This is a genomic window from Fluviicola taffensis DSM 16823, assembly GCF_000194605.1.
Taxonomy (GTDB): domain Bacteria; phylum Bacteroidota; class Bacteroidia; order Flavobacteriales_D; family Crocinitomicaceae; genus Fluviicola; species Fluviicola taffensis.
On the sequence record NC_015321.1, the window covers coordinates 1,734,192 to 1,754,021 of the forward strand.

Below are 19,830 nucleotides of genomic sequence, written 5' to 3' on the forward strand. Positions count from 1 at the left end.
AAAAAAATCATGATTTTCCTTGCGATAGGCGCTGGTTGCGTTTTGCTTTTGATTGTCTTCGTCATTGTTCTCCGGAACAAAATGATAGGAGCACGTAATTTAGTAGAAGCATCTTTTGCCGATATTGATGCACAACTTTTAAACCGCTATGAATTGATTCAAAAATTGATTCAAATTGCACAAGGATATGCCAGTCACGAAGCAAAATTATTGGAAGAATTGGCCGAGAAAAGAAGTTCTATTTGGTCAGGAGATGATCAATTTCCGCAAATTTTAAGCAAAATCAACGTAATTAAGGAAGCTTATCCCGATTTGAAAGCAGACTTAAATTTTGAAAAATTGCTGAAACAAATTCGTGAAACAGAAGATCATTTATTGTATTCCCGACAATTTTACAATGGAACAGTAGAAGCATACAACCGTATGATTTCACAAATTCCGTATAGTTTTTTCAGATCCACCTTCGGTCATTCCAGCAAACAATACGTTCAAGCTACCAACGAACAACAAAGCATTCCAACACTATGATTAAACAATTCTTAGTTGCACTTTTCATTTTTGTTTCTTGTGGAACATTTTCTCAAGATGATTTTGCGCACATCATTCGCTTCGACGGAACTTATCAAATCAACAAAGATTGCTCGATGTTGATCACTGAACGCATCACTGTTTATGCAGATGGGTATGACATCAATCATGGAATTTACCGCGAGATTCCTTTGGCTTATAATTATGAAGGTGGCCAAACAGTAGTCGATTTTTCACTAATTTCTATTACAAGAGATGGTAAAAAAGAAGATTATCACACTGAAGCTGTGGTTAATGGGATCCGTATCTATTTTGGAAACAAAGAGACGAGTCTTGAGCCTGGAAAATACACCTACGATATCACTTACAAAGTAAATCATGTTCTTCGGTTTTTAGACGATGTGGATGAATTGTATTGGAATACCAATGGAAATGGCTGGAAATTTTCAGTAGACACATTAACTGCTCGGGTATTGCTTCCTTCGGAAATTAAATTCAAGGAATTCACCGCCTATACTGGAGGACAAGGTGATGGTGGAAAAAACTACACCGTGGAACAAATCAATCCGAATGAACTGTTTTTCAAGACCACTCGTCCACTTGGCTCCAACGAAGGATTGACATTTGCTACATCTTGGGAGAAAAATCAAATCACCTATCCAACCGACATGGAAAATTTTATCTATTGGATAAAAAGCCATGCTTTGTGGGTATTGCTGATCTTCATGGTGTTTTTCTTACTCATTCGGAACACCATTCTTTGGTGGAAATACGGCCGCGATCCAAAGCCAGGAACCATCATGCCTCAATACGATGCTCCAGAAGGATTTTCACCCGCAGATGTTTACGCCGTTATGAATCGCGGTGCTATCAGTTCAAATGCCTTTACGGGACAAATTGCTTCCTTGGGAGCAAAAGGTTGGATGAAGATTAAACAGGAGTCCAAGAAATTTACCTTTTCAACTTCAGAAGAGAAAAAGCACGACTTAACCTCCGCTGAAAACGAAGTATATCAAGCCTTCTTCTCTGGCAAAGACTCTTTTACTTTTCAGGAATCTACCTACAATGCAACACTCAAAAAAGGGATGGATGATTTGGCGGCAAATATCGTAGAAAGACATGGGGAAAAATACCGGACAATGAACACACGCATTAACGGGGTTCAATACCTTTATTTATTCCTTTTTATTGCTCTTGCATTTGGCTTGAAGTTTTTATTTGGTGGATCTTATGTCGTTATTGGAGTAATGGCTGGAGTAGGATTTGCAATCAACTTGCTATTCGGTTATTTATTCGAGCAGCCAACTGCTGAAGGTAGAAAAGTAATGGATCACATTCTCGGATTGAACTTATTTATTGAATATGCCGATAAAAAACGTATTCAATTCAACAATCCCCCAGATCTCAATTTTGAGACATTCGAACGCCTTTTACCCTTTGCAATTGTACTTGGACTAGCCAAAGAATGGGAAGGTCAGTTTAATCCTGTTGAACTACAAACTGGATATGGAATGACTGGATATTGGTATGCTGGATTGGGAATGTATGGCTTTTCCAGTTTTAGCTCGGGCGCATTTTCTTCTGCAATTTCTTCTGCTTCTGTTCCACCAAGTTCTTCTTCAGGAGGATCGTTTTCTGGTGGTGGTGGATTCTCTGGCGGTGGTGGCGGAGGCGGTGGTGGCGGAGGCTGGTAAATTTCGCTTCAACCTTTTTGAATCATGGTGTGATTTAGAACCAAAATATCCAATGCCGATTCTTCGAATAATTCAATGGCTTGCTGGGGAGTTTCCACAATGGGCATTCCTTTCTTGTTGAAGCTGGTATTGAGCAAAACCCCGATTCCCGTTTCTTGGTGAAATTTCTGTATGAGTTTGTAAAACAATTCATTCCAATGCGCATCAACTGTTTGAACACGAGCGGTTCCATTGACATGCGTCACATTTTGCAGTTGTTCCATGTATTCTTCCTTGGTTTGATCGACCAAAATCATATACGGACTTTTTCTTCCTGAGCGAAAATAAGTAGCGGCCAATTCAGGTAAAACAGCGGGTGCAAACGGACGGAAATCTTCCCTAAACTTGATGTTCGCATTGATATGATCTCCTAATCCTCTGATTCCAGGATGCGCCAAAATACTTCGATGACCCAATGCACGTGGTCCAAATTCACACTCATCTTGAAACCAACCAATGGTTTTTCCTAGCGCTAATTTCTTAGCTACAAACGCCAATAAATCGTCTTTTTCCATGTGTTGAATACTCCAAGTCTTAGGAGTACCCGCTAAAGCAGCGGCGATCTCTTCTTTCGAATAGCTTTTGCCAAAACAGGTATTCTCCGTGTGTTTTACTTTCTGATTCTTCAAGATTTCCAGCCAACCGTAATAGGCACAACCCAAAGCCAACCCATTATCTCCCGCAGCTGGTTCGATGTAAAAATTCTCGAGGATTCCTTCATCGAGCAAAAAAGTATTCGCTACTGCATTTAATGCAACTCCACCACCATAACACACGTTTTTGTGAGGAAATCGCTTCAAACGGTCTTCAAAACACCAACGCACAGCTTTTTCCACTTGTTTTTGAGCCCAAAAAGCCAGATCCGCATAGTATTGAAAATGTTCTTTAAAAAACACATATCCTGTAGAAGGCATTTTCAAGTATTGCTGCCAATCTGTTCGCACCAATAAAGATCCTTTCGTAAACTCAAAAGCTTCCTGTTCAATCACTCCTGCTTTCCCATAAGGAGCTAAGCCCATCAGTTTACCTACATCATCCATGTTTCCAAACACATAATGACTAATCGCAGCATAAAATCCACCAATGGAATGTGTCGTTGTTGGAAGCTTCAAACCATTACCCAAATTTCTTTCAACTGGACTAAAATCTTTTAAAAGAGGAGTTAGCTTTTGTCCATCAAACTGATAAAAACTGTCTTTTTCGCACCACAATTGATCCTGAGAAAGTTGATTTAGATTTTCTGGGGAAAAAAATCCTTCGGAAGAATCTGTGCATTGCTGATATGGACTTCCGCATCCATCAATTACCATCACAACACACTCTTCAAAGTGGCACGTTCCTACAGCACTGTATGCATGAGCTAAATGATGAGAAATGCTAACCAAAGGTGGATTTTCCGATTCAGTAAAAAGTCGTTTTCCTTGAAATCGTTCTCGATCAGGAATTTCAAAATTGGCCGTTTGAACAACCAAATCTATATCCGCTAGGGTAATTCCTTCCGCATCTAAACAATATTGAATGGCATCGGTATCATTTCCTCCATCGTGCTTTATTCGGGTAATGCGTTCCTTTTCAATTCCAACGCAAACAACACCGTCTTTTAATAAAACTGCGGAACCGTTGTGTGAAAGTCCTGTTCCCAGAACGTAAAGTGGTTTTGACATGAATAGTGCTTAAATATGTTTTTAATTAGTCTTCATCATCGTCTTCGAGCCATTCAAAAAAGGAATCAAAATTGTCTCGATCTTTTCTGGAAGGCCTACCCGTTCCATATTCTCGATACACACTTTGTGCTTCTTGGTATGTTTTGAATTTTTCCAGTTCCAAAGGATCTGTAATATCTATCAAATAATCGGAAACGAGCTTTGCTCCTACTCTTCTATCCAATAAATCCTTGATTTTGTAACTGAAGGTTGCATTGTTTTTAATAATCGAAATCGTATCTCCTATTTTCACCTCTTTGGATGGTTTCACGGGATTATTATTCAATTTTATTCTGTTCTTTTGAACCAATTCTGTAGACAAAGTTCTAGTTTTCGCCAAACGCACAAACCACACGTATTTATCAATTCTCAAGCTCATCGCGCAATTTTTTTGGTAAGGAGGAAACAATTAGTTCGTAAGAATGTACGATTAACTCTTTGATCAAAGAATCATCTACTAATCCTTCCAAAGAAACCGTATTCCAATGCTTCTTACTCATGTGATATCCAGGTTGAATTCCATCGTAACGTTCTCGCAATTCTATTGCTCTTTCTGGATCACATTTGAGGTTAATTCCCGTCGGGTTTTCCACATCCACCAAAGCAAACATTTTATTTTGAACCTTGATTACAAGTGTTCGTTTATCAAAGGGAAAAGTTTCCGTTGCACCTGGAAGCTGAAAACAGAAATGAATTAATTCGTCGAAATGCATGGTGGAAAGGTAGTAAAAAGCTTACTTTTAATGTTGATTTCCCTTCAAATTTTACGAATATCAATTGACATGGTTATTATCGCTTTTATTCTAATTGGCTCACTTCTTGGTTTTGGCATTATTTCCTACCGCAAAGTTGCCCACCCCAAATGGATTGTTCCTCGTGAAATTTTTCCTACTTTGTGGAGAGAAATCCTGAATAGCGAAGTTGTATTTTACGCCTCTTTGAATTCTGAAGAAAAAATCCGTTTCGAATACAAAGTACAAGAGTTTCTCTTGAATTGTCGGATTACTGGAGTGAAAACAACCGTAAATTTAACGGATAAAATCCTGGTTGCTTCGAGTGCGGTAATTCCTGTTTTCGGTTTCGATTCTTGGAAATACACCAATATTCGTGAGGTATTATTGTATCCTGCAATGTTCGATGAAAACTATCAATTTGAAGGAGAGTCGAACCGTCAAATTCTAGGAATGGTTGGAAATCAAAGCATGGAAGGAATTATGATTTTATCGAAACAAGCCTTGAATTTGGGTTTTAAAAATGAATCCGACAAAGAAAACACGGCAATTCATGAGTTCGTTCATTTAATCGATAAATCAGACGGTGAAATTGATGGGATCCCGAAAGTGTTGATGCAAAAACAATATGCCATTCCTTGGATAGATCTAATCACAAAAGAAATGGATCGAATTTATGAAGGGAAGTCAGATATCAATCCTTATGGCGGAACGAATCGCGCAGAATTCTTTTCTGTTGTGAGCGAATATTTCTTCGAACGTCCGAAATTACTACAAGAGAAGCACCCCGAACTGTATGATCTGCTGGAGAAAATCTTCAACCAAAACATGGCAGACCGAAAACTCGCTAAAAAACAAGTTAGTATTGGTAGAAATGATCCGTGTGTTTGTGAAAGCGGAGAGAAGTTTGAAAATTGTTGTGGCTCCGTTCATTATAAAAAACCAATCTAGTTTGAAGAAGGTGATTTTAGTTTGATTCGTTCTGAAAATTAGTTTCTCGTTTACAAATCCACCAAACCCAACATTATCAATTTCGAGGGCAAAGAGATTGGTTAATTAAAAGCTATAAAATCGAGAAATAGAACGTTGGATGATGAAATCCTAGCTTATCTCATTAAGTATCATTTTAAATGGGAAGCTTGTAAATACAAGGATGAAACGATTGATTCGGTTTATAGTTTCAGGTATCAAATTATTTGAGGAAAGTTGAAATTTAATTAACAAAACAGTTTTGTTCTCACTGAGCGGCTTTCTAATCTCCCATTTTTTCTCAAAAGGTTATTTTTCCAATTCGCTAATTCGCCAAATAGCGAACCGAGCCATGATAAAGGTTTTTAGACACATAAAAAGACCAAGCACTTTTAAAAAATTTGATTTACAACTTATTCTAAGCTATTGTTTTTAACAAAAAATCTTGTGCAAAATCAACCTTTTTCTTAAATTAAATAAGAAACAACAAATTATGGGAACAAGTAAAATCTATCCTTATTCTAATCAAACACTACAATTAGCGCAAATTGCAAAATCTTTAGGACACCCTGCAAGAATTACAATCATTAAGTATCTTTTTGAAAATCATAAAGCGACCAACGAAAGTTTTCAAAGAATAACCACACTATCAAAATCAACCATTTCAAAACACATCAAGGAATTAGTACTTGCAAACTTGGTTTATTCCGATTATAGAGAATTTGAGGGAAACTACTATTTGAAACCAGAAGCTGGACTTCTCATTGAAATGCTCATTCAAGAGATAAACCAGTAAAATTCATTATGTACCTTTGTCTGGTACAATTTCTTTAAAGATGTCCGAACAAATCAATTTCTGTACCGATTTATTCCATCGCGAGCGCTTTGAAACACGCGAAGTAAAAGTTGGAATCACCACAATTGGTGGAAAAAATCCCATTCGGATTCAATCCATGACCACAACGGATTCTATGGATACGGCAGGTTCCATCGATCAATCTATACGCATGATTGATGCAGGCTGCGAATTGGTACGCTTAACAGCACCATCGAAGAAAGAAGCAGAAAACCTTAGAGTTATCAAAAAAGAGCTCGTTAAACGCGGTTACAACACTCCATTAGTAGCAGACATACATTTTACACCGAACGCAGCTGAGATTGCCGCAAAACACATCGAAAAAGTACGTGTGAATCCAGGGAATTATGCTGACAAAAAGAAATTCGAAGAAATAGATTACACCGAAGAAAGTTATCAAGCAGAGTTAATTCGCATCGAAAAGAAATTTACACCACTGGTGTTACTTTGCAAAGAACACCAAACTGCCATGCGAATTGGAACGAATCACGGTTCATTATCGGATCGGATCTTAAGCAGATTTGGAGACACACCTGAAGGAATGGTTCAATCAGCAATGGAGTTCATCCACATTTGTCGGAAAAACGATTACCACGAATTGGTGATTTCCATGAAAGCGAGTAATACACTTGTAATGGTTCAAGCCTACCGATTACTTGTGAAAACCATGAAAGAACAAGGAATGAATTATCCATTGCACCTTGGAGTCACTGAAGCTGGAGATGGAGAAGATGGTAGAATTAAATCAGCAGTTGGAATTGGAGCTTTACTAGAAGATGGTTTAGGAGACACGATTCGGGTTTCATTGACAGAAGATCCTGAATTTGAAATTCCAGTGGCACAAAAATTAGCACAAAAATTTCAAGAAAAAAACGAATACAAACTAAATTATTCGTCAAAAATAAATTTCGATTATTTTAACCATAATAAACGGATTACTAATTCATTATTAAATATTGGTGGAAGTAATACTTCAATTGTTTTTTCTGATTTATCAAAGAAAAACAAAATAGTTTCAACTAATTTTTTCGGATTCGGATATTCTTATTCGGAACCATTAGATAAATGGAATATTTTTGACCAAGCAGCAGACCTTGTTTATCTTGGAGATCAGACGATTGACTTCGAAATTCCAGGAACACTGCGGATTGTTCAGAACTACGAAGCGTGGAAAACGCACAAAAGATCAGATGCTTATCCTTTATGTACTCTCCAAGAATACACCAAAAACAAACCAGAAGGAGTTGTCTTTTTACTTGTAGATCTGGATGCAGAAACCGCAGTTTCAGAGTTGCCAAGCGAACAAATCATCTATGTAGCTGAAACTAAAAAACACCAAAAAACACAGGTTATCCGCAAATTTCAATATGAATTGGCGGAATTAAATAATCGCGTTCCCGTTATTTTGAAACTGAATTACGAATTAGAAGAATTGGAAATGCTTCAATTGTATGCAAGTTCAGATGCTGGAATACATTTTATTGATGGTTTTTCAGACGGAATATGGATTACAGCTCCGCGACCTTTAGTTGATTTGAATAGTTTATCCTTTGGAATTCTGCAGGCCACAAGAACTCGTATTTCCAAAACAGAATACATTTCTTGTCCGTCGTGTGGAAGAACCTTATTTGATCTACAGGAAACAACTGGAAAGATTCGTGAACGCACATCTCACTTGAAAGGACTCAAAATCGGAATCATGGGATGCATCGTAAATGGTCCTGGAGAAATGGCAGATGCAGATTACGGATATGTTGGAACTGGTCCAGGGAAAATAAATTTGTACAAGGAAAAAACAGTGGTAAAGAAAAATGTTTCAGAAGAAGAAGCGGTTGATGCATTGATTCAATTAATTCGTGACAACGGAGATTGGATTGAGCCGAATAAATAAAAAATTAATTAGCAATGAAAACAATCTTCTGCCAGCGGATATGCTCAGATAGATTCACTTCACAAACAGATTGAACTAGATTCCACTGAACTAATAAAAATTCAGTTGAGAATTGATAGTTTAAAGCTCCAACTAGATTCTCTCAAATCAGAATCGGAAAAAACTCAGGTTCTCATCGATACATTAAAACAAGAAAACATCCTCTTGAGAGAATTGATGAAATTATACCTAGAACAAATAAATCGCAAACAGGAAGAAGCATTGAAAGAGGAGGAATAAAAAGCAAAAAACATTTTCTGTCTGGACAATGATGCGAAGCAGTAGATTTCGAAAAAACGAGCAAAAAAGTTAAAAATTTCACTTGATTTCCTGCCGTTTCAGCACCCACCCAAGGTGTTTTCACATCAAAAAGACAAAAACACCCTTAAAAACGCTAAAAACACTATTTCTTGCGGAAAATATAGATTTGAGAGCTCGACAATCCTTCCTTTGACTTCTGATTTGACAAAAATCCAATTCTCATCGCTTTTAACATGGAACCACCTTTGTATTTTTCACTCAGCATCGAAACATAGTAGCTATCAAATTTCATTGGAAGCATTTTTTCAAATTTCAGTCCTTTTGATTCAACTAAAGGAATAATTGACTTCGGAGAAAAATGATAGAGGTGACGTGGAACATCATAAGCTGCCCAAAACTCTTTATAATATTGTGCGTCGAAAGAAGTATAATTTGGAACCGCAATAATTAAAACACCACCTTGGTTTACTAAAGAAACTATCTTATCCAAATCTGCCTGTAAATTGTAAACGTGTTCCAACACGTGCCACATGGAAATAATATCAAACGATTGATTTAACTCATGAAGCAAACTTAAATCTTTTAGTTCAATTCCATTTTCCGACAAAGCAACTTTTCGAGCATCTTCATCGGGCTCTAAACCTAAAACCGAATACCCTGATTGTTTTGCCTTCGTTAAAAAGTGACCCGTTCCTGCACCAATATCTAAGAGTTGTTTTCCATCCGTCAATTGCTTTAATAAAGCAATTTTCTTCTTCAAAGTATAAGAGCGTACCCAGCCATAAACTTTATTTACGAAACCTTTCTTAGTTGAACTGTGCGAAACATAATCCTCCGACTTGTAATAATCGCTAATGTGATCTATAGTCGGTCGCGGATTTGTAAACAGCAAATGACATGAGCTACAAAGATCCAAATTGAAATTTTCCTTAGAAAGAAAATGATCCGTTACAGTCAAATATGTACTTAACGATGATGCTCCACAAGCGGGGCAAATTGATTGGTTTAAATGTTCCACGTGAAACTATCTTCCTAAATGAATTAATAAAACTGAAATATCGCTAGGGGAAACACCACTAACTCTTGACGCCTGACCAATGGTAGCAGGCTTAATTTTCGTCAACTTATCTCTTGCCTCTAAAGACAAAGACTTCATAGAATTATAGTCAATAGAAGCAGGAATAACTAATGTTTCCATTCGAGATAACTTTAGTGCTACCTCTTCCTCACGAGCAATATAACCTTCATATTTTAACAAAATTTCAGCTTGTTCTACAGCATCGGCATGTTCCACGTGTAACCTTTCGGCCAAACCACGAACATGTTCACTCATTTCTAATACATGCTCCATGGTAACATGTGGGCGAGTGATAACTGAAGACAATTTGATTTGTTGTGAAAGAGGGGCGCTTCCAACACCTTCCAAAATAGGATTCGCAATTTCTGGGCTAACACCTTCCTTACGCAAAGCACCTATTAGTTCTTTGGCTGCATTCACTTTTCTATTCACACGATCCAAAGCTTCTTGATCCTGTAAACCTAATTCAACAGCCATAGGAACCAAACGAATATCCGCATTATCCTGACGAAGTAAAATACGATACTCTGCTCTAGAAGTAAACATTCTATACGGTTCTTGGGTTCCTTTAGTAATCAAATCATCGATTAAAACTCCAATATAAGCATCACTTCTTCCTAAAATAAGCGGTTCTCTTTCTTGTACTTTCAATGCCGCATTAATTCCCGCCATCAGACCTTGACAAGCTGCTTCTTCATATCCAGTTGTACCGTTAATTTGTCCAGCAAAATACAATCCCTCTATCAACTTTGTCTCCAAGGTGTGTTTCAACTGAGTAGGAGGGAAGTAATCGTATTCAATCGCATAACCCGGTCTGAACATCTTTGCATTTTCGAATCCTTCAATGGAATGAAGCGCACGCAACTGAACATCTTCTGGTAAACTCGTAGAGAAACCATTCACATAAATCTCAACTGTTTTCCAACCTTCAGGCTCTACAAACAATTGATGTCTATCTCTATCTGCAAAACGGTTAATCTTATCCTCAATACTTGGACAATATCTTGGACCACTACTTTTAATAGCACCATTAAACATGGGCGAACGGTCAAACCCTTCACGCAACAAATCATGAGTTAGGGTAGAGGTATAAGTAATGTGACAAGGGCGCTGAATTTTCAAAGCCTCGGTATTTCCGTAAGAAAACTTACTTGGATTTTTATCCCCTTCTTGAATTTCCATCTTGGAATAATCCAAAGATCTACCATCAATTCTTGGTGGAGTTCCTGTTTTCATTCGTCCAGACTCAAAACCCAAAGCAATCAAATCTTCGGTAATTCCAGTTGAACCTTTCTCACCAATTCGTCCACCTCCAAACTGTTTTTCACCCAAATGAATCAGTCCATTCAAAAACGTTCCATTAGTCAAAACAACCGATTTTCCATAAATAGAAAGACCCATTGAGGTTCGAACCCCAACAACCTTTCCACCTTCCACAATCAATCCGTTTGACATATCTTGCCAAAAATCCACGTTCGGATTTTGCTCCAGCAACAAACGCCATTCTTCAGCGAACTTCATTCGATCATTCTGAGTACGAGGAGACCACATTGCTGGTCCTTTCGAAATATTCAACATCCGAAATTGAATCGCAGACAAATCTGAAACAATTCCAGAGCCACCTCCAAGCGCATCAATTTCTCTCACTATTTGCCCTTTCGCCACACCACCCATTGCAGGGTTGCAACTCATCTGAGCAATTGTATTCATATTCATTGTAACTAACAACACCGAACTTCCCAATTTCGCAGCTGCATTCGCAGCTTCGCAACCAGCATGTCCACCACCCACTACAATGACATCATAATTCTTCAACATACTATTTCATGTTTCACGTGGAACAAAATTACTACCATCACACTAAGCCTTCAAATGTTCCACGTGAAACTTACGTAACATTAACATATCGTTTTCTTTCTGTCGCATCAACTTCTCATCCTCATCAGACTTATCTTTATAACCACACAAGTGCAATAAACCATGAACACAAACACGATGCAATTCATCTTGAAACAAGACATCAAACTCATCTGCGTTATCCCGAACACGATCAACACTAATAAACAAATCACCAGAAACCAAATCTTCTTCAGTATAATCGAATGTGATAATATCCGTGAAAAAATCATGTTGCAAATATTCTCTATTCATTTCTAACAAATGCTCATCTGAACAAAAAATCAAAGAAATATCACCCAAAGATTTTCCTTCAGCCTCACAAACGTTCGAATACCATGCAAACAAAAATTCCGGATTTACACCCGGAACTTCATCTATATCTTCAAAAAAAATCTCTACCATCATTTATTAAAAAAAACACTCACCTCATTTCCTTGGTCATTAAAGCGCACTTCATCTGCCAAGTTTCTCATCAAGAAAATTCCTCTTCCGTTTTCCTTTTCTATATTCTCAGGAGCGGTCGGATCGGGGAGGTAAGAATGATCAAAACCTTTACCTTCATCACAAATTCGGAAACCAAATCCATCAGCGGTTTCATAAAACTCCAATTTGACTTCTTTACTTTCGTGCAACAAGTTTCCATGAATAATTGCATTGTTCACAGCTTCCGTTACCGCTATCAACACATTGCCATACATGTCTTCATCTATTCCAACTGTTTGACAAGCTTTATCAATCATAGACTCCACAACAGGTAAGTTATTCAATTCTGAAGGAATGCTTAACGAATCAATTAAAGTAAACCCTTCTTCCATTCTTTAAATTTAATGTTCTACGTATGCTAGAATTGGTTGAAGTACTTACTCGCTTTGTCCTTGTAATATTTCGTTAACAAAGGATCTACTGCACGCAACAACTCAACTTGTCCAAGCTTGTTACGCTTATACTCATCAAATCTAATAAGGTTACCATAATTCGTGTTTTTTCCTGAAGTAGACTCTCGTTTCTCTTCGAAGCCTCTTTCTTTCAAGGCTTTGTCACTTTCCAATAAACGTGTTAAAATGTCTTGTTGGCGACGGATCATATCTGGAGAAAACTGTTTATTGATCAAATCTTTCTCCTGCTGTTCCAATTCTTTGATTAGCGGATTCAATTGATTTCCTTTTCCATTTCCGTCATTATTCATCTCATTTCGCAACTGTTCTAATCGCTGACGAATAGCCGTTTGTTGAGCCGCCATTTTTGCAACCTCCTTGTTTCCCAAACCAGGCATTCCTTGATTTCCTTCTCCAGGCATTTGACCCGGTTTATCTCCGGGTTGTTTTCCTCCTGGATTTGGCCCCTTCTTCATTTGCTCTAATTGTTTCTTCAACATTTCCTTCATATCACCAGGAGACATTTCACCACCCGAAGGTTTTTTTCCAGATCCGCCAGGATTGTCACAAGAACCAGAACCTGGTTTTTCAGACTGTGCTTGCTGCTGCATTGCTTGTAAACTTTCATTCAACATCAACGCCAAATTGTTGTAACTCGTCATCACATACTGTTGATGTTGTTGCATTGGTTTTCTGCTATGCTCACCAATTTCATCCGTAATCAATGCAAAGTTTGTTCGAATCTCCTTTACTTCTTTATCAATAAAAGGCGCGATTTTCGTTTGTCTTTTAGCCAGAGCCATCAAGCTATCTTCAATCAATTTATTGTCATCGATAATGCTCCGCTGTTTTCTTCCTAACTTATTGTAGAAAGGATCCATGTCTTTCACTTTGCCAAATTTGTTCATCACTGACTCTTGATCAAAACTCAAAGACATTAAATTTTCGAGCAGCAAACGAATCAAGCCCATGTCTTCTTCATTCTGTTTTTTGTTAGCCGACTCTTGCTGATTATTCAATTGATCTGAAAGCTCTTTCATTTTTTCTGAAGCTTTCTTTTGATTTTCTCCTGCCTTGCTTTTCTTACCTTGATCCAGTTTGCTTTTAGCGTCCTTCATTTCATTTGAAATATCTTGTTGCTCTTGCTCAAAAGAATCCATTGGCATTGGACGATCTAATTCTTCGTTCAACTTTTGCATTTCCTGCATATCCTTTTTCAGGTCATCGAACTTTTTATTCAACTCTTCTTGTTTCTTGGAAGCATCTTTCTCCGACACTTTTTCGTCTTTAATATCCTTCTCTAATTTTTCCTGTTCAGCAGCCAGTTGATCCAACTCCTTTTCCAAATCATCAATCTTCTCGTTCACTTGCAAACGTTTCAGCATTTCCATCGTACGATCCAATTGTTTCTTCATCTCGTCACTAGATGCATCCAACTTTTCAGTTTCGTTTTTCATCTGTTGCTGATCATTCTTCTCCATCAGTTTCTCCAAGTCATCAAGGAGTTTTTTCAACTCATCATCCATTACTTCTTTCAACAACTCTTCAATTAATTCCTGTTGCTTTAAAAGCTCTTCATCTTGCTCACTCAACTTATTCTTTTCTTCATTACTCGCATCCAATTTGTCTTTAATTGCCTGTAATTCTTCTTGTAAAGTTTGTTGTTGTTGTTTCAAACTTTGAACTTGCTCCATATTTTTGAAATCACTTTTTGATTTATTCATCAAGGATTTTTGAAGCTTATTCACATCTTTTTGAAACTGTTCCGTTTTCTTAAAAACATCTGTCAATGCATTCTTTAATTCTTTCTGAACTTCATCACGTTTCTCATTCAAATTCGTAAGAGTTGGCAATTCATACACAAAATTCTGAGAAGAGGTACTCTTCGATCCATTCACACCATCGTTATCAAAAACCTGAAAATGATATCCAATCTTATCTTCAACAGCAATATTGTCTCGGCTAAAATCAACCGCAAATGAAAATTTATCATTAGTACTAGAATACTTATCTACAAGGATTTTACGTTTCAACTCACCTCCACCTTTTTTATGAATTGTATAGACAAAATACAAAGAGGTTAGTCCGTAGTCATCAGATATTAACCCTTCAAACAAACGAACCGAAGTTCTTACAGAGTCGATGCTTTCTGAAACGAGAATAGAAGGAAATCCGTCTTTTATAACATGAACTTGAATATTGGCCGTATCCAACACATTCAAATCTTTATTTTTCAAAATAAAATTGATAGAGCCATCTTCTTTATAAGTAGACTGAAAGTTTCCGCTTGATCCATCAAACTGCTTTGTGAAATTGTTGCTAAAAACTTTAAACCAACGAACATTTCTAGCTTCCACATTCCAATCCACTTTCGTTCCTTCCGGAATATCAAGATCAGCTATGTTCAACATACGCTCATCCTTTTTATTCAAATATTTAGGATAATGCAAAGTCGCAACAACTTTCCCCAAAGAAGAATTTCCAAGAACTTTTACTTGAAACTCTTTCGACTCAAACCCTTCACTTTCGAAATGAAACACCAAATCAGTTTTCAAATTATCAATAGGAAACTCCATGCGGTTCTTACGAACTTTATTCATTTTATACCTTCCACGGCTAGAAACCAAAAACACATGTTCTGGAACATACAAACCAGTAATATCCACTTCCACATTATATGAACTTCCCTCACGTAAGCGATCTGTTTTATTCACCAATGTAAAATCGAACGGAGCTTCTTGCGCCTGAGAAAAATTCACCACATTCGAAGATCCTTTAGTAATCCAATTCGGAGTGAAAATGGCAACACCTGCAAAAAGAAGAATAACTGGAATCACATACTTCAAATACTTTTTTGATTCTTCATACCGAACAGCTTCTTCAAACTTAACGGTCAATAATTCATTCGATTTCTGAGAAACGCTTGCACGAATCAATTCGAAACTGCGATCGTTTTCATTGATATTTTCATTCAACTGAAGTGTGTTCAATAAACGGTCAGAAACATTCGGGAAAAATGAACCAATAATTCGAGCAGCTTGTGTGCGATTAATTCTCTTTCCAAAAGAATACAAGCGCATAATTGGAAGCCCAAAATAACGAATCAATAAATAACTATTCATTCCCAAAAACAAAATCAAGAGAATAAGTCGAACAGAGCTTGGAAAACGACCAAAATATTCTAGGACGCTAACCGTTAGCCAAGAAGCCAACAAAAAGCCAATAACGATCAATACACCTTTTAGTATTTCGCTCTTGTAATACTTTCGGATGAAGCCGTCTATTTGTTCAATTAAGCGATCAAATGCTGACATAAAAACAATTCTTATAGGAATAACTTACTAAAGTAGAAAAGTTCACAGAGAACATCTGCTACAAATTCCGTCTTCTGTACACTTAAGCCATAAAAAAGGTTAATAAATGATTACTTTTGCTGAAAAAAATAAGCATGAGCTCGTCAGACGTACGTGTGCGCTTCGCACCATCCCCAACAGGACCTTTACACATGGGAGGTGTTAGAACCGCTCTTTACAATTACCTTTTCGCAAAACACAATAATGGAACATTCATTATTCGTATAGAAGATACAGATCAAACCCGTTTCGTTCCTGGAGCACAAGAATACATCATGGATTCATTGAAGTGGTGTGGAATTATACCTGACGAAGGTCCAGGAATCGGTGGAAATTATGGCCCTTATGTTCAAAGTGAGCGCCAAGAACTTTACAAACCTTATGCAATAGGTTTGGTAGATAACGACAAAGCATACTATGCTTTCGACACTCCTGAAGAATTAGAAGCGGTTCGTGAACAAGCAAAACTAATGGGAATGCCGAACTGGCAATACAACAGCGTTACACGCACCAATTTAAAAAACTCATTAACTCTTCCAGCTGATGAAGTGAAGCGACGTTTGGATGCGGGCGAACCATTTGTTATTCGATTCAAAATGCCACGCAATCACGATGTGCGTTTTGAAGATATCGTTAGAGGATGGGTTGTTGTAAACACTAACAATTTGGATGACAAAGTGTTATTCAAAAGTGATGGAATGCCAACTTACCATTTAGCGAACATTGTTGACGATCATTTGATGAAAATATCTCATGTGATTCGTGGTGAAGAATGGTTGCCATCTGCTCCAATGCACGTACTATTGTATCAAGCATTTGGTTGGGATGCACCTTTATTTGCTCACTTACCTTTGTTATTGCGCCCAGATGGAAATGGGAAACTCTCTAAAAGAGATGGAGACCGTTTAGGGTTCCCTGTATTTCCTGCAAATTGGATTGCAGCTGATGGTGAAAAATATTCTGGTTACCGTGAAAACGGATATTTCCCTGGATCATTTATCAACATGCTAGCATTCTTAGGATGGAATCCTGGAACCACACAAGAAATTTTCTCTATGGATGAATTGATTCAAGCATTTTCGCTAGAAAGAGTAGGGAAGGCTGGAGCGAAATTCGACCCAGAAAAAACAAAATGGTTCCAACAACAATACTTGAAAAACACGTCTGAAAAAGAATTAGCTCAATTATTAAAGAATGAATTCAATCTAACAGATTCTGAAGAGCGTTTGGAAGCTTTTTGTAAATTGATGAAAGAACGTGCAACTTTTGTGAAAGATATGATGAGTGAAGGATCTTACTTGATCAACAAGCCAACTTCATACGATGAGCAAACCGTTTCAAAAAAATGGAAAGAAGATTCTGCGGCATTAATGACAGAATGGAAAAACACATTAGAAGCGCTTCCAACATTTGACCCAATAACAATTGAAACTGCATTTAAAGCGTTTCTAGAAGTGAAATCTTTAGGAATTGGAGCTGTGCTTCCTTTATTCAGATTGTTGATTACAGGAGCAGGAACAGGACCTTCTATGTTCGAAATTGCTTCTTACCTTGGAAAAGAAGAATGCATTACTCGTATGAATGACGGATTGGCAAAACTAGGATGAATCACATCATTGAAGTAAACGGAATAAAACTCTACGCGTATCATGGCTGTTTGGAGGAAGAAGGAAAGATTGGTGGAAACTATATAGTAGATGTTCACATGAAAACCAACTTTCAAGAAGCTTCAATGAGTGATGAATTGAGTCAGACTATTGATTATGTTCACATCAATTTGATTGTTACTCAAGAAATGGCTATTCGTTCCAAGCTGATTGAGCATGTTGGCCAACGGATTGTTTCACGTATTGAAAAAGAAATCAAGGGGTTAATTGGTTTACGGGTGAAGGTTACAAAAATTTGTCCCCCGATAAACGGAGATGTAGATAACGTAGCAATTAGTATTGAAACTGGAAGCTTTTAGAAAAGTCGAAAAACTGAAGAAATTTCAATGAATATTTGGTTAACAAAAACAACCATTTTCATTGGGATTAAAGAAAATTTACTATTTTTGCGTCCACAATACGGTCTCGTGGCCGAGCGGTTAGGCAACGGTCTGCAAAACCGTCTACTCCGGTTCGAATCCGGACGAGACCTCTCAAAAGTCTTCATCTAATGATGGAGACTTTTTTGTTTTTATCTGGTAGAAAAATGATTATCCGCAATAATAATACGATATCTCAATGTGGCAAATAAACCACAAGAAAGCAACCTCTACTAAAGAAGAGGATAACTTTGATCAAAGTTGCAATCCGGCGTAGCTACTTAGTGCACATAATTCCGCAAATTTTAGTTGCTATCTACGGTATAAAACAAAAAAGCATCCGCCAAATGACGAATGCTTCTTTTTGTTATTTCAGTTTACGTGTAATTATTAGCGTCTTAATTCAAACAATTGAATCTCTCTAAAACTTTTACCGTTTTGTTGTTTACCTGTAACGATTGCAGCGTAACTTCCACTTGGAGCCACTTCACCTGCCATATTCATACCGTTCCATTCATCTCTCGGATTATTCGTTTTGAACATTTCACGATTGTTTTGATCAATAATCAAGAGTTGAAAATCGTCAATATTTTCAACGGTAACAAAATAGGTGTCGTTATCTCTATCTCCATTCGGAGTAAACACGTTTGGAAATTTAGTAACCTTAGATTCGTCTAACTTTACAAAAACAGGTTCTTTCGTATCCTCTGGATGTTTTACAAGAGATGTTATTTCTTTTGAAACAACCTTCTTATCAACAGGAGCCTTTTTCGATTCTGTTTTATCCACTAATTCATTCTTCTCCTTATCCGTTGGAGTTACTTTCTCTGCCGTTTTACCCTTATCTTGTATAATAGATTCAGAAGAATGATCCGAACCAATTACTCGTTCTTCATTCTTCTTATATTCTTTACTAAAAGGATTCATTTCTTGCGGAATATCTTCAAACGGTCCTGTTGAATTCGTCTCTAGTTGTTTAGCAGTGTATGTATCCTGCTTTTTATCCGTAGTGGCGGATTCTGTTTTTTTACTTTCTTCTTCGGGACTCGATACAGAAATATTTTGAGAGATCTCCTTTGGAGCATCTGTCATCTTATTTGTAGATTCCTCACCTGAATTCAAAGCAATAACAGTAGTGACCACACCCACAGTTCCCACTGCGGCCGAGCCAATAATCCATTTCGTCAAAGCAGAAAGCCCTTTTGTTGCAATTGTTGCCGTTGAAGCAACACCTGCAGCAGCCATCTTAGCTTGAACACCAGCCCACAAGTCCGGTCTTACCGAAGTGGTTTGGTTTTCAAATGCCTTCGAAAACAGTTCTTGTATATTATCTTTTTCAATCACGTTCTAATAGTTCTAATTGAGTGCGCAGAAAAGCTCGTGCACGCGAGTATTGAGATTTGGAGGTATTCTCCGTCACTCCCAATGTATCTGCTATCTCTTTGTGTGAATAACCTTCAATAGCAAACATGTTAAATACAACACGGTATCCATCTGGCATCTCATCAATCATTTTTAGTAATTGTGCCAAATCCATTCCATCAAACTGATGGTCTGTAAAAGATACTTTGTATTGAACATCATCTATTTGAACATCGTCCAATAGTTTCTTATTCTTCCGAATGGAGTCTAAAGCAGTATTTACCATAATTCTTCTGACCCATCCTTCCAAAGATCCATCCATTTTGAAATCCACAATCTTCTGAAAAATCTTTACAAAACCATCTTGTAATACATCTTCAGCCTCTTGTGAGTTTCTGAGATAACGCTGACAAACTGCCAGCATCTTGGGAGCAAACTTATCAAACAACGCTCGCTGTGCTTTTGAATTTCCTTTGGCGCATTCAGTTACCAATGTTAAATCATCCATAGCACTTGCTGTATCAAT

18 protein-coding genes and 1 tRNA gene are annotated in these 19,830 nt (G+C 37.4%); 9 read left to right on the forward strand and 10 right to left on the reverse strand.

Annotated elements, in window-relative coordinates:
* Positions 1-9: 9 nt before the first annotated feature.
* Both FLUTA_RS07650 and FLUTA_RS07655 read left to right on the forward strand, forming a co-directional pair.
* Complete coding sequence (locus FLUTA_RS07650) at positions 10-528, forward strand: LemA family protein (RefSeq protein ID WP_013686290.1); 519 nt, start codon at positions 10-12, stop codon at positions 526-528.
* On the forward strand, positions 525-2,222 hold the full coding sequence (locus FLUTA_RS07655; protein WP_013686291.1) for a DUF2207 domain-containing protein: 1,698 nt from the start codon (positions 525-527) through the stop codon (positions 2,220-2,222). Before FLUTA_RS07650 ends, FLUTA_RS07655 begins: the two co-directional genes overlap by 4 nt.
* 8 nt (positions 2,223-2,230) lie before the next feature.
* Here the strand turns inward: FLUTA_RS07655 and FLUTA_RS07660 are convergent, their stop codons facing one another.
* From FLUTA_RS07660 to FLUTA_RS07670, 3 genes are read right to left on the reverse strand one after another with little or no spacing between them, the layout of a single operon-like run.
* Positions 2,231-3,925 carry a carbamoyltransferase family protein gene (locus FLUTA_RS07660; RefSeq protein ID WP_013686292.1) on the reverse strand — a complete coding sequence of 565 codons (1,695 nt, stop codon included), beginning with the start codon at positions 3,923-3,925 and terminating at the stop codon, positions 2,231-2,233.
* 25 nt (positions 3,926-3,950) lie between these two features.
* On the reverse strand, positions 3,951-4,343 hold the full coding sequence (locus FLUTA_RS07665; RefSeq protein ID WP_013686293.1) for an RNA-binding S4 domain-containing protein: 393 nt from the start codon (positions 4,341-4,343) through the stop codon (positions 3,951-3,953).
* Positions 4,327-4,677 carry an MmcQ/YjbR family DNA-binding protein gene (locus FLUTA_RS07670; RefSeq protein ID WP_013686294.1) on the reverse strand — a complete coding sequence of 117 codons (351 nt, stop codon included), beginning with the start codon at positions 4,675-4,677 and terminating at the stop codon, positions 4,327-4,329. The genes FLUTA_RS07665 and FLUTA_RS07670 overlap by 17 nt, the downstream gene beginning before the upstream one ends.
* On the opposite strand from FLUTA_RS07670, the gene FLUTA_RS07675 reads away from it, so the two are divergent.
* From FLUTA_RS07675 to FLUTA_RS21560, 4 genes are all read left to right on the forward strand, one after another.
* Complete coding sequence (locus FLUTA_RS07675) at positions 4,672-5,646, forward strand: zinc-dependent peptidase (RefSeq protein WP_071841678.1); 975 nt, start codon at positions 4,672-4,674, stop codon at positions 5,644-5,646. The genes FLUTA_RS07670 and FLUTA_RS07675 overlap by 6 nt on opposite strands.
* 511 nt (positions 5,647-6,157) lie before the next feature.
* On the forward strand, positions 6,158-6,460 hold the full coding sequence (locus FLUTA_RS07680; protein ID WP_013686296.1) for an ArsR/SmtB family transcription factor: 303 nt from the start codon (positions 6,158-6,160) through the stop codon (positions 6,458-6,460).
* Between the two features lie 40 nt (positions 6,461-6,500).
* On the forward strand, positions 6,501-8,411 hold the full coding sequence (gene ispG / locus FLUTA_RS07685; RefSeq protein ID WP_052301359.1) for a (E)-4-hydroxy-3-methylbut-2-enyl-diphosphate synthase: 1,911 nt from the start codon (positions 6,501-6,503) through the stop codon (positions 8,409-8,411).
* 105 nt (positions 8,412-8,516) lie between these two features.
* Positions 8,517-8,690: a hypothetical protein gene (locus FLUTA_RS21560; RefSeq protein WP_169312069.1), complete on the forward strand. Its 174-nt coding sequence runs from the start codon at positions 8,517-8,519 to the stop codon at positions 8,688-8,690.
* 163 nt (positions 8,691-8,853) lie between these two features.
* Here the strand turns inward: FLUTA_RS21560 and FLUTA_RS07695 are convergent, their stop codons facing one another.
* From FLUTA_RS07695 to FLUTA_RS07715, 5 genes are read right to left on the reverse strand one after another with little or no spacing between them, the layout of a single operon-like run.
* Positions 8,854-9,729 carry a class I SAM-dependent methyltransferase gene (locus tag FLUTA_RS07695; RefSeq protein WP_013686298.1) on the reverse strand — a complete coding sequence of 292 codons (876 nt, stop codon included), beginning with the start codon at positions 9,727-9,729 and terminating at the stop codon, positions 8,854-8,856.
* A gap of 6 nt (positions 9,730-9,735) precedes the next feature.
* Entirely contained in the window at positions 9,736-11,607 is a 1,872-nt protein-coding gene (mnmG, locus tag FLUTA_RS07700; protein WP_013686299.1) for a tRNA uridine-5-carboxymethylaminomethyl(34) synthesis enzyme MnmG, read from the reverse strand.
* Between the two features lie 42 nt (positions 11,608-11,649).
* Positions 11,650-12,090 (reverse strand): rRNA maturation RNase YbeY, encoded by a 441-nt coding sequence (gene ybeY, locus FLUTA_RS07705; protein ID WP_013686300.1) that lies wholly within the window; start codon positions 12,088-12,090, stop codon positions 11,650-11,652.
* On the reverse strand, positions 12,090-12,503 hold the full coding sequence (locus FLUTA_RS07710; protein ID WP_013686301.1) for an ATP-binding protein: 414 nt from the start codon (positions 12,501-12,503) through the stop codon (positions 12,090-12,092). Before FLUTA_RS07710 ends, ybeY begins: the two co-directional genes overlap by 1 nt.
* A 26-nt stretch (positions 12,504-12,529) precedes the next feature.
* The gene (locus FLUTA_RS07715; protein ID WP_013686302.1) at positions 12,530-15,877 is read right to left on the reverse strand and encodes a hypothetical protein; all 3,348 of its coding nucleotides are present in this window, start codon (positions 15,875-15,877) and stop codon (positions 12,530-12,532) included.
* 134 nt (positions 15,878-16,011) lie between these two features.
* Between FLUTA_RS07715 and gltX the strand changes: the two genes are divergently transcribed.
* The 3 genes from gltX to FLUTA_RS07730 all read left to right on the forward strand — a co-directional run bounded on the left by gltX (position 16,012) and on the right by FLUTA_RS07730 (position 18,055).
* Positions 16,012-17,523 (forward strand): glutamate--tRNA ligase, encoded by a 1,512-nt coding sequence (gltX, locus tag FLUTA_RS07720; protein WP_013686303.1) that lies wholly within the window; start codon positions 16,012-16,014, stop codon positions 17,521-17,523.
* Positions 17,520-17,882 carry a dihydroneopterin aldolase gene (folB, locus tag FLUTA_RS07725; RefSeq protein ID WP_013686304.1) on the forward strand — a complete coding sequence of 121 codons (363 nt, stop codon included), beginning with the start codon at positions 17,520-17,522 and terminating at the stop codon, positions 17,880-17,882. Before gltX ends, folB begins: the two co-directional genes overlap by 4 nt.
* Positions 17,883-17,984: 102 nt before the next feature.
* A tRNA-Cys gene (locus FLUTA_RS07730) sits at positions 17,985-18,055 on the forward strand.
* A 277-nt stretch (positions 18,056-18,332) separates the two neighbouring features.
* Here the strand turns inward: FLUTA_RS07730 and FLUTA_RS07735 are convergent.
* Both FLUTA_RS07735 and FLUTA_RS07740 read right to left on the reverse strand, forming a co-directional pair.
* Positions 18,333-19,286 carry a T9SS type B sorting domain-containing protein gene (locus FLUTA_RS07735; RefSeq protein WP_013686305.1) on the reverse strand — a complete coding sequence of 318 codons (954 nt, stop codon included), beginning with the start codon at positions 19,284-19,286 and terminating at the stop codon, positions 18,333-18,335.
* Positions 19,279-19,812 carry an RNA polymerase sigma factor gene (locus FLUTA_RS07740; RefSeq protein ID WP_013686306.1) on the reverse strand — a complete coding sequence of 178 codons (534 nt, stop codon included), beginning with the start codon at positions 19,810-19,812 and terminating at the stop codon, positions 19,279-19,281. The genes FLUTA_RS07735 and FLUTA_RS07740 overlap by 8 nt, the downstream gene beginning before the upstream one ends.
* Positions 19,813-19,830 lie beyond the last annotated feature (18 nt).

What these genes read in the sequence shown, in the direction of transcription:
- FLUTA_RS07650 (WP_013686290.1), top strand. Translation starts at nt 10, where the DNA reads ATGATTTTCCTTGCGATAGGCGCTGGTTGCGTTTTGCTTTTGATTGTC.
- FLUTA_RS07655 (WP_013686291.1), top strand. Translation starts at nt 525, where the DNA reads ATGATTAAACAATTCTTAGTTGCACTTTTCATTTTTGTTTCTTGTGGA.
- FLUTA_RS07660 (WP_013686292.1), bottom strand. Translation starts at nt 3,925, where the DNA reads ATGTCAAAACCACTTTACGTTCTGGGAACAGGACTTTCACACAACGGT.
- FLUTA_RS07665 (WP_013686293.1), bottom strand. Translation starts at nt 4,343, where the DNA reads ATGAGCTTGAGAATTGATAAATACGTGTGGTTTGTGCGTTTGGCGAAA.
- FLUTA_RS07675 (WP_071841678.1), top strand. Translation starts at nt 4,672, where the DNA reads ATGCATGGTGGAAAGGTAGTAAAAAGCTTACTTTTAATGTTGATTTCC.
- FLUTA_RS07670 (WP_013686294.1), bottom strand. Translation starts at nt 4,677, where the DNA reads ATGCATTTCGACGAATTAATTCATTTCTGTTTTCAGCTTCCAGGTGCA.
- FLUTA_RS07680 (WP_013686296.1), top strand. Translation starts at nt 6,158, where the DNA reads ATGGGAACAAGTAAAATCTATCCTTATTCTAATCAAACACTACAATTA.
- ispG (WP_052301359.1), top strand. Translation starts at nt 6,501, where the DNA reads ATGTCCGAACAAATCAATTTCTGTACCGATTTATTCCATCGCGAGCGC.
- mnmG (WP_013686299.1), bottom strand. Translation starts at nt 11,607, where the DNA reads ATGTTGAAGAATTATGATGTCATTGTAGTGGGTGGTGGACATGCTGGT.
- ybeY (WP_013686300.1), bottom strand. Translation starts at nt 12,090, where the DNA reads ATGGTAGAGATTTTTTTTGAAGATATAGATGAAGTTCCGGGTGTAAAT.
- FLUTA_RS07710 (WP_013686301.1), bottom strand. Translation starts at nt 12,503, where the DNA reads ATGGAAGAAGGGTTTACTTTAATTGATTCGTTAAGCATTCCTTCAGAA.
- FLUTA_RS07715 (WP_013686302.1), bottom strand. Translation starts at nt 15,877, where the DNA reads ATGTCAGCATTTGATCGCTTAATTGAACAAATAGACGGCTTCATCCGA.
- gltX (WP_013686303.1), top strand. Translation starts at nt 16,012, where the DNA reads ATGAGCTCGTCAGACGTACGTGTGCGCTTCGCACCATCCCCAACAGGA.
- folB (WP_013686304.1), top strand. Translation starts at nt 17,520, where the DNA reads ATGAATCACATCATTGAAGTAAACGGAATAAAACTCTACGCGTATCAT.
- FLUTA_RS07740 (WP_013686306.1), bottom strand. Translation starts at nt 19,812, where the DNA reads ATGGATGATTTAACATTGGTAACTGAATGCGCCAAAGGAAATTCAAAA.